The 11,230-nt window shown below is 67.7% G+C and carries 10 protein-coding genes; all 10 read left to right on the forward strand.

Going from position 1 to position 11,230, the window contains the following annotated elements; genetic code table 11:
- Positions 1-8: 8 nt before the first annotated feature.
- The 10 genes from ACOZHM_RS09750 (at position 9) to ACOZHM_RS09795 (ending at position 11,084) form a co-directional block, all read left to right on the forward strand.
- On the forward strand, positions 9-434 hold the full coding sequence (locus ACOZHM_RS09750; protein WP_421569051.1) for a VOC family protein: 426 nt from the start codon (positions 9-11) through the stop codon (positions 432-434).
- A gap of 16 nt (positions 435-450) precedes the next feature.
- Positions 451-858 (forward strand): VOC family protein, encoded by a 408-nt coding sequence (locus tag ACOZHM_RS09755; protein ID WP_421569052.1) that lies wholly within the window; start codon positions 451-453, stop codon positions 856-858.
- 115 nt (positions 859-973) lie between these two features.
- A complete protein-coding gene (locus ACOZHM_RS09760) occupies positions 974-2,236 on the forward strand; it encodes an RNA polymerase sigma factor (protein WP_421569053.1) in 1,263 nt (420 codons plus the stop codon).
- A gap of 100 nt (positions 2,237-2,336) precedes the next feature.
- Positions 2,337-3,542: a hypothetical protein gene (locus ACOZHM_RS09765; RefSeq protein WP_421569054.1), complete on the forward strand. Its 1,206-nt coding sequence runs from the start codon at positions 2,337-2,339 to the stop codon at positions 3,540-3,542.
- The gene (locus tag ACOZHM_RS09770; RefSeq protein WP_421569055.1) at positions 3,533-4,633 is read left to right on the forward strand and encodes a hypothetical protein; all 1,101 of its coding nucleotides are present in this window, start codon (positions 3,533-3,535) and stop codon (positions 4,631-4,633) included. Before ACOZHM_RS09765 ends, ACOZHM_RS09770 begins: the two co-directional genes overlap by 10 nt.
- A 60-nt stretch (positions 4,634-4,693) precedes the next feature.
- A complete protein-coding gene (locus tag ACOZHM_RS09775) occupies positions 4,694-5,359 on the forward strand; it encodes a hypothetical protein (protein ID WP_421569056.1) in 666 nt (221 codons plus the stop codon).
- Positions 5,360-5,377: 18 nt separating this feature from the next.
- Positions 5,378-7,009 (forward strand): CsgG/HfaB family protein, encoded by a 1,632-nt coding sequence (locus tag ACOZHM_RS09780; RefSeq protein WP_421569057.1) that lies wholly within the window; start codon positions 5,378-5,380, stop codon positions 7,007-7,009.
- A gap of 68 nt (positions 7,010-7,077) precedes the next feature.
- Complete coding sequence (locus tag ACOZHM_RS09785; protein ID WP_421569058.1) at positions 7,078-8,727, forward strand: M28 family metallopeptidase; 1,650 nt, start codon at positions 7,078-7,080, stop codon at positions 8,725-8,727.
- Between the two features lie 334 nt (positions 8,728-9,061).
- Positions 9,062-10,321 (forward strand): sensor histidine kinase, encoded by a 1,260-nt coding sequence (locus ACOZHM_RS09790; protein ID WP_421569059.1) that lies wholly within the window; start codon positions 9,062-9,064, stop codon positions 10,319-10,321.
- Positions 10,311-11,084: a LytR/AlgR family response regulator transcription factor gene (locus tag ACOZHM_RS09795; protein WP_421569060.1), complete on the forward strand. Its 774-nt coding sequence runs from the start codon at positions 10,311-10,313 to the stop codon at positions 11,082-11,084. Before ACOZHM_RS09790 ends, ACOZHM_RS09795 begins: the two co-directional genes overlap by 11 nt.
- The last annotated feature ends 146 nt before the right edge of the window (positions 11,085-11,230 follow it).

Consider the following 11,230-nt stretch of genomic DNA (forward strand, 5'->3'; position numbering starts at 1 on the left):
AGATTCCCATGAAACTGATTCCCTTCCTTGGCTTCAGCGGCCAGACCCACGAAGCGATGGCGTTCTACGCGCAGGTCCTTGGCGGCAAGGTCACCTCGGAAATGAAGTACAGCGACATGCCCGCCAGCGACAACATGGACGGCTGCGGCGACAACCCCGGCCCGGCCGATCCGAACCTGATCGCGCACAGCCAGCTGGAAGTAGGCAGCGCGATCCTGATGGCGGCCGACGGCCCGCCCTCGTCGGGCGCAGGCAGCACCACGATCAACATCGAGGTGGAGACCGTCGAAGAAGCCGAGCGTGTGTTCAAGGCATTGTCCGACGGTGGCAAGGTGACGTTCCCGATCGGTGAAACGTTCTGGGCCAAGCGCTGGGGCATGCTGGAAGACCGCTACGGCAAGCCGTGGATGGTCAACTGCATGAAGCCCTACTGAGCCCGGGAACCGAACCATGACCGATACACCCCAGATGATCTTCGTGAACCTGCCCGTCCGTGACCTGGACAGGAGCAAGGCGTTCTTCACCGCGCTCGGCTTCACGCCCAACCTGACCTACACCGACGACAAGGCGGCGTCCTTCAATATCAGCGACACCATCATGCTGATGCTGCTGTTGGAGCCGTTCTTCGCCACCTTCATCGACCGGCCCATCGGCGATGCGCGCGCGCAGGCGCAGGTGATTCTCGCGTTGTCCTCGCCCAGCCGCGCGGCCGTGGATGAGACGCTCGACAAGGTGCTGGCCGCGGGCGGCCGCGAGCCGACGCCGGCACGCGATTATGGCTTCATGTACCAGCGCAGCTTCGAGGATCCTGACGGGCATCTCTGGGAAGTGGCACATATGGACGGCGAGCCCACCTGAAAGTCGTGCAGCCATCTCCCTCGGTAGCGCCGGCCGTTGGCCGGCATCCGCGGTGTGGCCGGGTCGGGCGAACCGCACCTTGTGCGGCGCGGAGGGGAATGCTCTGATTCGCCGCATGGATGCCGCGCTGACACAACGACTGGACACCCTCTGGCGCATGGAGTCGCCGGTCCTGATCGCACGCCTGGCGCGGATGCTGGGCGGCGACATCGGGCGTGCCGAAGAACTGGCCCAGGACACCTGGTTGGCCGCGCTGGAGCGCTGGCCCACGCAGGGTGTTCCGGACAATCCGGGAGCGTGGCTGATGACCACCGCACGCAATCGTGCCATCGACGTGCTGCGCCAGCACCAGCGCGTGGCCGGCCAGCATGCGCAGTGGGGCACCGAACTGGAGCCGCAGCCGCTGCCGTTGCCCGACGACAGCGATGCGCTGCAGGACGATATCGGCGATGACCTGCTGCGGCTGATGTTCGTGGCCTGCCACCCGGTACTCCCGGCCGATGCGCGGGTGGCGCTGACCCTGCGCCTGCTCGGCGGGCTGACCACCGACGAGATCGCCCGGGCGTTCCTGCAGCCGGAGCCGACCATCGCCCAGCGCATCGTGCGGGCCAAACGCACGCTGGCGGCCAAGCAGGTGCCGTTCGAGGTGCCGCGCCAGGCGGCACTACCGGAACGGCTGGGCTCGGTGCTGGCGGTGGTCTACCTGATCTTCAACGAGGGCTATGCCGCCAGCAGTGGCGACGACTGGATGCGCCCGGCCTTGTGCGAGGAGGCCCTGCGGCTGGGGCGGGTACTGCAGCAGCGCCTGCCGGCCTGGCCGCAGGTGCACGGCTTGCTGGCGTTGATGGAACTGCAGGCCTCGCGTGCGGCCGCGCGGGTGGATGCCCACGGCAACCCCATCCTGCTGCCCGACCAGGACCGCACGCGCTGGGACCACCTGCAGGTAGCGCGCGGGCAGGCCGCGCTGCAGCAGGCGCTGACGCTGGGCGGCGCCGACGACGGCTACGTGCTGCAGGCCGCGATCGCGGACTGCCACGCCAGTGCGCGGCGCGCCGAGGACACCAACTGGGAACGCATGGCCGGGCTGTATGCACGGCTGGCGGTGGTGCAGCCCTCGCCGGTGGTGGAACTCAACCGTGCGGTGGCGGTGTCGCGCGCGCAGGGCGCGGCGGCGGCCTGGCCGCTGGTGGAGCAGCTGGCGGAAGACCCACGGCTGCAGGACTACGCGCCGCTGGCCGCGGTGCAGGGCGACCTTTTGTCGCAACTGGCTCGCCATGCCGAAGCGGCCGCCGCCTTCGCGCGCGCCGCCCGGCTTACGCCCAACGCCCGCGAGCGGGCCCTGTTGCAGGCGCGGGCGGACGGGGCGTCACGGCGCTGAGAGAAATCTTACTTGCCGGTTTTATGAACAGGGTCTATGGTGGCGCCTCACAAAAGTGACCCGGCGACCGCCAGGTCCGGCCGATAAGGAACGCAGGACGATGTTTTCAGGGAAGAAGCGTACGCGCGCGCGTAGCGCGTGGCTGCTGTTGTGCGGCCTTGTGTGTATTGGCACCGCGGCGTTCGCGGGTGCCGCCCAGGCCGCCGACAAGTCGCAGCAGGCCTATTGGGCCGGCTTTGCCTACACCGCCGACCAGAGCGCCGTCGAGGCAAGCACCCCACGCGCGGCCGCCGTACTGAAGACGCGCGGGCTGGCCCCGCTCAACCAGGCCCTGTGGGCGCGCCTGAAGGCGCAGCCGCCGGCCAGCCTGCAATTGATCGATCAGCCTCTGGCGATGCTCGATGGCACCACCAGCGCCACGGTGCTGGCCACGGCGCTGGACCGCGAACTGGTCTCCATCGAGCCGATCGGCGGCCAGTACAAGGTGCTGGTGGAAGTGGCGCTGCAGGCGCTGTTCTTCGACTTCCGCGAGCGCCAGGTGGTGGCCTCCTACCCGATCACGCTGCAGCGCATCGACGTGATGGAATACCTGCCGGACGACGACGATATCGACGCGATTGTCGCCGATCTGCTGTATGGCAAGGCCGCCACCGGCCTGCCGCAGGTGCTGGCCGATACGCTGGCCAAGGCGCAGTTGCCGGCCGCGTCCACGCGCCGCCTGCAGGTGGGCGAAGTGACCCTCTCCGATGCGGTGCGCGCCAAGCTGCCCGATACGGTGGACGAGAAGGTGCTGCGCGCCACGCTGGCCCATGAGCTGTCCAAGACACTGTCGGCCAACACCGGCATCGGCCTGCTGCCGCCGGCCACCGGCCAGGCGATCGGCGGGGCGATGGCCGCGCGCTTTGCCGACGGCAAGGTGTACCAGCTGAAGATTCCCGAGCCGGACTACGTGGTGAAGCTGCGCCTGGATGGCCTGAAGAACGGCGTGATCAACGAAACCCCGGCGATGAAGACGATGCTGTTCGGCGCGTTCTTCCAGGCCACGGTGGTGGAGCCGTTCTCGGGCAAGGTGTTCTTCGACCAGCCGCTGCGCAAGGGTGCCACCAAGGTGGTGCCGGCGACCCAGTGGCACGTGGACCAGTGGTCGGCCAGCTACGAAACCGCGCTTGCCGGCCTGGACGCCTTCGCCGGCGCCGCCGCCAAGCGTGCGGATTCGAAGGCGTGGCTGGACGAACAGAAGCCCGGCGGCAAGCCGCTGCAGCAACAGACCCAAGCCCTCCAGGAGTTGATCAAGTCATGCCGTTGATTCGTGCCGTACTGCTGATTCTCATTGCACTGATGGTTGCCGCGCCGGTGTCGGCGCAGTCCGCCAGTTCCCGTGGTACCGGTTCGGCCAGCTATGGCCTGCGCCTGAGTGCCGACACCCGCGCCCAGGCCCTGAACAAGGCCAAGGTCAATGCACTGGAGGCGTACATCGCCGAATCCGGTGCGGCCAAGCTGCGCCTCTTCGAAGACCGCCGCGCCGAGTTCATCGGTGAAATCGACCGCTACGTGCTGTCGGCCGTGCCGCTGTCGGACACCGAAGACAAGAAGGCCAAGACCTACACCGTCAGCGTCCGCGCCGAGATCAACACCACGCTGCTGCAGACCAAGCTGGATGCCGGTTCGGCCACCGCCGGTGCGCGCAGCAACCAGCGTTCGCTGCTGACCTTCCTGTTCATGGCGCGCTCGCAGGACACCGTGCAGTCGTTCCAGGACAAGGAATACCGCCGCGTCGACGCCAGCGCCAGCTATGACGAGAAGACCCGCGAAGGCGACAGCTTCCGTGGCAATTCGGTGAGCACCAGCGGCAGCATCAACCAGAACGGCTCGGTGTCGGTCACCTCCGGTGGCAGCACCACCGCGCGCAGCGACAACGTGAGCTGGAAGGTCGCCAACGCCAACGAGATCAACACCGCCATGACCGGCGCGTTCAGCGCGGCCGGCTATGAAGTGGTGGAAGCGGAATACGTGGAAGGCGAAAGCCGCGGCCTGCTCAGCATCGAGCGCATCCGCAAGGACTTCAGCACCGGCAACGACCTGTCGCCCGCCACCCTGCGCGACACCGCCAACGGCATCAAGGCCGCCAACATTCCGTACCTGGCCGTGGGCACGCTGGACGTGGGCATGCGTGACCGCGACCCGGTCAGCGGCAACACCCGCGTGTTCGTGACCGTCACCGGCAAGGTGCTGGACGTGAGCGGCCGCTTCCCGAAGACCGTGTCGTCGGTGGGTCCGGTGCAGTTCTCCGGCACCGGCCCGAACGAGACCGTGGCCCGCACCAATGCACTGCAGATCGCCTCTGAAAAGGGTGCGCAGCAGATGATCAACGAATTGAACGTCAAGGCCGTTCGTTAAGGCGTACCGACCAACGGTCGGTACCCACCGAATTGCATTATTTCCAACAAGGAACACACCATGATCCGCAAGACTCTTATCGCACTGGCCATCGCGGCCACCTTCGTTGCCCCGGCCAATGCGCAGTTCGGCAAGCTGAAGGACCTGGCTGGCGGCGGCAACAGCGCCTCGGCCGCCTCGGCCGGCGCCCCGGACGAAGCCGCGCAGGAAGCGCTGGTGCGTCGTTTCGTGTCCTCGCAGTCGCACTCGCTGGATGCCCAGACCTCCTTCGCCAAGGCCTTCGGCCTGGCCGAGCAGGTGCAGCTGCTGGAAGCCGAGCGCCAGGCGCTGTCGTCGGGTTCGGTCAACGTGGACCAGATGAAGAAGTCGGTGTCGGTCAGCGAAGCCGCCCAGGCCGCGATCGATGAGCGCGTGGCTGCCAAGCCGGAGCTGAGCGCCGAATCCAAGCAGCACTACACCACCGGCCTGGTGGCCCTGGTCGCCTCGGCAGCCGAAGGCCAGAAGCTGAGCGGTGAAGCCAGCAACTTCGCCAATGGCATGAAGAGCCTGAGCGGCACCCAGCTGGTCACCGCCGGCCGCAAGCTGGCGGCCGGTGCGTGGGTGGCCAAGGAATCGCCGGGCTACCTGAAGGGCCTGTATTCGTCCTCGAAGGCCGCGCTGACCTTCGCCCGCGCCAGCAAGATCAAGGTGCCGGGCAACGCCGAGTCGATGCTCGACAGCCTGTAATACAAGGAAACGCCACGCATGCAGACCTCATTCCGACTGTTGAGCCTGGCCCTCACCGCGACCCTGCTTGCCGCTTGCGGCAAGCAGGAGGCACCGGTGGAGACCACGGCACCGAAGGCCGAATCCAAGCTGGAAGCACCGGCTGAAAAGCCGCTGCGCGAGGCACCGGATTTCGGCGGCATCACCCAGGTGGCGCGCGAAGCCGATGGCATCGGCAGCACGCCGGAGCTGGCGGTGCTGGCTGCGCTGCAGTCGGCGGTGGCACAGGTCAATGGCGTGCGCGTGGCGAGCCAGATGCAGAGCCTGCGTGCAGGCCTGCATGTGGATGTAGACGGGGAACACGTCGGCGATATCCGCGCCGACGCGTTCGCCCAGCAGATGATTGCCGCCTCGCAGGGCGCGGTGGTGGGCTACGAGATCCTCTCGCAGGAAGAAGTTACCCAGCTGGATGAAGAAGTCATTGCCCGCGTGCGCGCCAGCGACGCCGGCTACAGCTATTCGGCGTCTGCCTCGGCCAGTGGCTCGGCGCAGGCGCAGGCAGAAGCAAGTGGCGGCGGCGGTTCGGCCTCTGCCAGCATCAAGGAAAGCTACAAGGAACAGGCCAGCGTGGACGCCAAGCGCGGCGCGCAGGCGTTCGAGTCCGACCTCAACCGCCGCACGATGCGCAGCTATTGGAAGGTGCGCGTGCGCGCCGAGATCGCCAAGTACCGCGCCCCGGACGAACAGGGCCGGCCGAAGATCGTGGTGGCCCAGCCGCACGTGCGCAGTGGTACCTACGCAGTGGGTGATGGCCGGGTGGCCAGCGACGAAGTGGCCGCGGCGATCCGCGCGCGGCTGAACGACACGCTGACCCAGACCAAGCGCTTCATCGTGCTGGATCGTGAGTTCGGCGAGGAAATGCAGGCCGAGATCGACCACATCAACAGCGGCAACGTGCGCCTGCAGGACACCGCGCGGCTGGGCCAGCAGCTGGCCACCGACCTGATCCTGATTCCGACCATCGAACGCTTCGAATACCCGCGCAGCGTGCGCAACCTGCGCATGTCCGACCGCCAGGTGACCTCGTATTCGGGCGGCGGGCGCATCACCCTGCGCCTGATCAACGCGGCCACCGGTGAGGTGGTGATGTCCGACAGCTTCGATCACCAGCTGGCCTCGACCGGCCCGAGCACGCTGCCGCGCACGGTGGATGGCAAGGGCATGGCGGCGGCGATGATGGATTCGCTGTCGGGCCAGATCGGCACGGCGATCATCACCGAGATCTTCCCGGTGTCGGTGGTGGCCATGACCGGCGACCAGGTGGTGCTGAGCCAGGGCGGTGAAACGCTCAAGGCCGGGCAGCGCTGGCAGGCCGTGATGCTGGGCGAGGCCCTGAAGGACCCGCAGACCGGCCGTTCGCTGGGCCGCACCGAAACCCCGTGCTGCACGATCCGCGTGGACCGCGTGGCGGCGCAGACCTCCTACGGCACCATCGAAGGCGGCGCGGACCTGGGTGGCGCGAACTTCAAGCCCGGCGCGATCGAACTGCGCCAGCTGGCCGGTGCGGTGAAGCCGGCGGCAACCACGGCGTCGAACGGTGGCAGTGCCAAGCCGAAGCCGGCGCGTGCAGCGGCCAAGCCTGCCGCGCCTGCGGAAGATCCGAACTGGTGAGTTGAAGAGGGCTCATGCTCCAGGAATGGGTATCATCAAACGATGATGTCCCCGCCCTGGAGAGAGCAATGAAGCGAGTGGTATTGAGCGTGCTGGCACTGTCGGTGTCCAGCGCCCTGATGGCGGCGACGCCGAAATTCGATGGCGCGCGGATCTCCGCAGACGTCAAGGAACTGGCCTCCGACGCCTACGAAGGCCGCTCGCCTGCCACGGCCGGGGAAGAGAAGACCATCGCCTTCCTGGGCAAGCAGTTCGCCGCCGCCGGCCTGCAGCCGGGCGGCGACCTGAAGGACGGCAAGCGCCTGTGGACCCAGGCCGTGCCGCTGCGCAAGGGCGATATCGTCGGCACGCCGAGCCTTGCGCTGTCCAGCAAGGGTAAGCCGCAGTCGCTCACCCAAGGCAATGAAATCGCCGTGCGCGCCGCCATGAACGGCGCCACCGAGGTCGACATCCAGAACGCACCGCTGGTGTTCCTGGGCTACGGCGTGAACGCGCCGGAGCGCAACTGGAACGACTTCAAGGACGTGGACCTGAAGGGCAAGATCGCCGTGGTGCTGATCAACGACCCTGACTTTGAAACCGGCGAAGGCGACTTCGACGGCAAGGGCATGACCTATTACGGCCGTTGGACCTACAAGTACGAAGAGGGTGCCCGCCAGGGTGCGCTGGGCGTGCTGATCGTGCACGAAACCGCGCCGGCCTCGTACGGCTGGGCCACGGTGGCCGGGTCCAACACCAACACCATGTTCGACGTGGTCCGCGACAACCCGGCCGAGGCACACCCGCTGCTGGAAGGCTGGATCCAGCGCGACCTGGCGGTGGAGCTGTTCAAGCGCGCCGGGCAGGACTTCGACACGCTCAAGCGCCAGGCGCAGCGCCGCGATTTCAAGCCGGTGGAGCTGAAGGGCGAGACCCTGTCGGCCAAGTACGCGGTGAAGAGCGAAGTGATCACCTCGCACAACGTGGCCGCACGCCTGGAAGGCAGCAAGCACCCGGATGAGACCGTGGTGTACAGCGCGCACTGGGACCACATCGGCGTGGGCAAGCCGGACGCCAACGGCGACACCATCTTCAACGGCGCGCTGGACAACGCCAGCGGCACCGCTTCGCTGGTGGAGCTGGCGCGCGGCTTCGCCAAGGGCAAGCGCCCGGAGCGTTCGGTGCTGTTCCTGGCGGTGACCGCCGAGGAGAAGGGCCTGCTGGGTTCGGAGTACTACGCCAGCCACCCGCTGTATCCGCTGGCCAAGACGGTGGCGGTGATCAACATGGACGGCATGGCGCCGTTCGGTCCGTCGCGCGACTTCGGCATCTACGGCTCGGCCAAGCTGGAGCTGCTGGACCAGTTGAAGGACGTGGCCAAGGGCTGGGACATCCGCTACACGCCGGACCCGAAGCCGGAAGCGGGCCTGTTCTTCCGTTCCGACCACTTCCCGTTCGCCAAGCGTGGCGTGCCGGCGGTGTCGTACTCGGCGGGGCAGGACTGGGTGGACGGTGGCGTGGCCGCAGGCAAGCAGGCCTCGGATGACTACACCGCCAAGCGATACCACCAGCAGGGCGACCAGTGGCAGCCGGACTGGACCTTCGCCGGCGCCTCGCGCGACCTGGAAGTGCTGTACACGCTGGGCAACCAGCTGGCCAACTCCCGCGCCTGGCCGAACTGGAGCGATGACTCCCAGTTCCGCGGCCCGCGCGATGCCAGCGCCGCCGAGCGCAAGTAAGAACGCGCCCGGCCGGCACCCGCCGGCCGGACCGTTGGTAGAGCCACGCCATGCGTGGCTTCGCGGACCCGGACCCCGGATGTAGAGCCACGCCATGCGTGGCTTCGCGGACCCGGACCCCGGATGTAGAGCCACGCCATGCGTGGCTTCGCGGTCCCGGACCCCGGATGTAGAGCCACGCCATGCGTGGCTTCGCGGTGCCGGAACGGAGCGCAGCCACCCATGGGGTGGCTCTACGCGCCTTCGTCGCGTCAAACCCCGCTTTCGTCGCATCCCGCTTGTTCCCTCGAGCGGCAAGGCTATCCTCACACCATCCCATCGTGAAGACGCCGCCGTGTTCGCCAGCCTTTCCCTGATTCTCCGCATTCTCCTGGCCTGGGCCGCGGCGATCGTCGTGGCCGGGTTCGTGTGGAGTGGCTTCTTCCACGGCATGGACGAAGGCCCCGGCTGGGTCTTCGGGCTGCTGGCCCTGTTCCTGATGATCACCGCGCTGGGCAGCTGCATCACCCACCTGCGCCGCGTCTCGACCCTGGCCGGGCATCTGGATGCGGCCACCGTGTCCAGCCGCCAGCGCCGCCAGATCGAGCTGCCGATGGATGCCGGCGCGGCCTTCAGCCTGGTCGAGCAGGCGGTCAAGGAACTGCCGCGCGTGGAAGACATCGAAAGCGCCGCCGGCAGCCTGCAGGTGCGCGCCTATGTGCGCCGCGTGGACCCCTACAATGGCCGCCCGCCGTCGCGCTGGAACCTGCCGGCGCGGTGGGCGATCAAGCGCAACAGCGTGCTGGCCACGGTCACCCCGGGGCAGGGCACCAGCAGCGTGACCCTGCTGTTCGAACCCGATGCCGGGGTATGGGCCGACCTGCTCGCGGTGGACGAAGGCAGCAACTACGAGAACGCCGAAGCGGTCGGCCGCGCCATCACCCGCCGGGTGTCCGAACAGCGCCGCGACGAGCAGGCCGCCGCCGAACAGACCGCCACCGAAAAGGAACTCTCGGTGGCCCGCCTCAACCTGCTGCACGCGCAGGTCGAGCCGCACTTCCTTTACAACACGCTGGCCAACGCACAGGTGCTGACCCGTACCGACCCGCCGCGCGCCGACCAGATGCTGGGGCACCTGATCCAGTACCTGCGCAGTTCGCTGCCGAGCGTGGACGAGTCGATGTCCACCCTCGGCGTGGAACTCGATCGCACCAAGGCCTACCTGGAAATCCTCAAGATCCGCATGGGCGCGCGGCTGGCGCTGCAGGTGGACGTGCCGCCGGCACTGGAATCGCTGCCGCTGCCGTCGATGGCGCTGCAGACACTGGTGGAAAACGCGATCAAGCACGGGCTGGAGCCCAAGCCAGGTGGCGGCACGGTGTGGATCATCGCGCGCGCCTTCGATGACCACGTCACTCTCACCGTCGCCGATGACGGGCTCGGTTTCGGCCAGGGCAGCAGCGGTACCGGCATCGGCCTGAAGAACCTGCGCGAGCGCCTGCGCCTGACCTGTGGTGATCGCGCGGGCGTGGCGATCGTATCCAACTTCCCCAGCGGCGTGGCGGCAACGATCACCCTGCCGCGCGACGCACGCGAGGCGATCCATGCAGCTTGATGCCCTTATTGCCGAAGACGAAGACCTGCTGCGCCAGTCGCTGGTGGCCCAGCTGCAGCGGTTGTGGCCGGAACTGCGGCTGGTGGCCGAATGCGAGGATGGTGCCAGCGCGCTGGAACGCCTGGCCGAGCTGAAGCCGGACCTGGCACTGCTCGACATCCGCATGCCCGGCATCAGCGGCATCGAGGTGGCACGCGCGCTGCCGGAGATCAGCCCGCGCACGCAGGTGGTGTTTGTGACCGCGTACGACCAGTACGCCATCGACGCGTTCGAGCACGGGGCCATCGATTACCTGCTCAAACCGGTCAGCGACGAGCGCCTGCTGGCCACGCGCGAGCGCATTCTGGCGCGCATGCAGATGGGCCGGCCGGACAGCGCGATGCTGGAGCAGCTGCTGCAGCGCCTCGGCCAGCAGCCGGGCGCGCGTTCCAGCGCACCGCCGCTGGCCTGGATCACCGCCAGCAACGGCCGCGACACGCAGCTGATCATGCTGGAAGACGTGGTCTACTTCCGTGCCGACAGCAAGTACACCACGGTGGTGACCGAAGCCGGCGAAAGCCTGCTGCGCACGCCGCTGCGCGAGCTGCTGGAAGTGCTGGACCCGCAGCGCTTCCGCCAGGTGCACCGCTCCACCATCGTCAACATGACGGCGGTAGCGGCGGTGACCCGCGACGACACCGGGCGCGGCCAGCTGCGCTTGAAGCAGCGGCCTGAACTGATCAGCGTGAGCCAGCCCTTCATGAGCCTGTTCCGCGGCATGTGACCCAAGGCGCCAAAAAACAATGCCACCGTGATCGCTCACGGTGGCATTGGGATCCCCCCCCTTTCACGGATACGGCGCCGGTGCCGGTGCCGTAGAGCGGGGCTCTGCCCCGCTGTGCGGTCGGGTTGCCGGGCAGAGCCCGGCAC

Origin of the sequence: Stenotrophomonas sp. PD6, from assembly GCF_049199305.1 — a bacterium.
In the GTDB taxonomy this organism is placed as follows: Bacteria; Pseudomonadota; Gammaproteobacteria; order Xanthomonadales; family Xanthomonadaceae; genus Stenotrophomonas.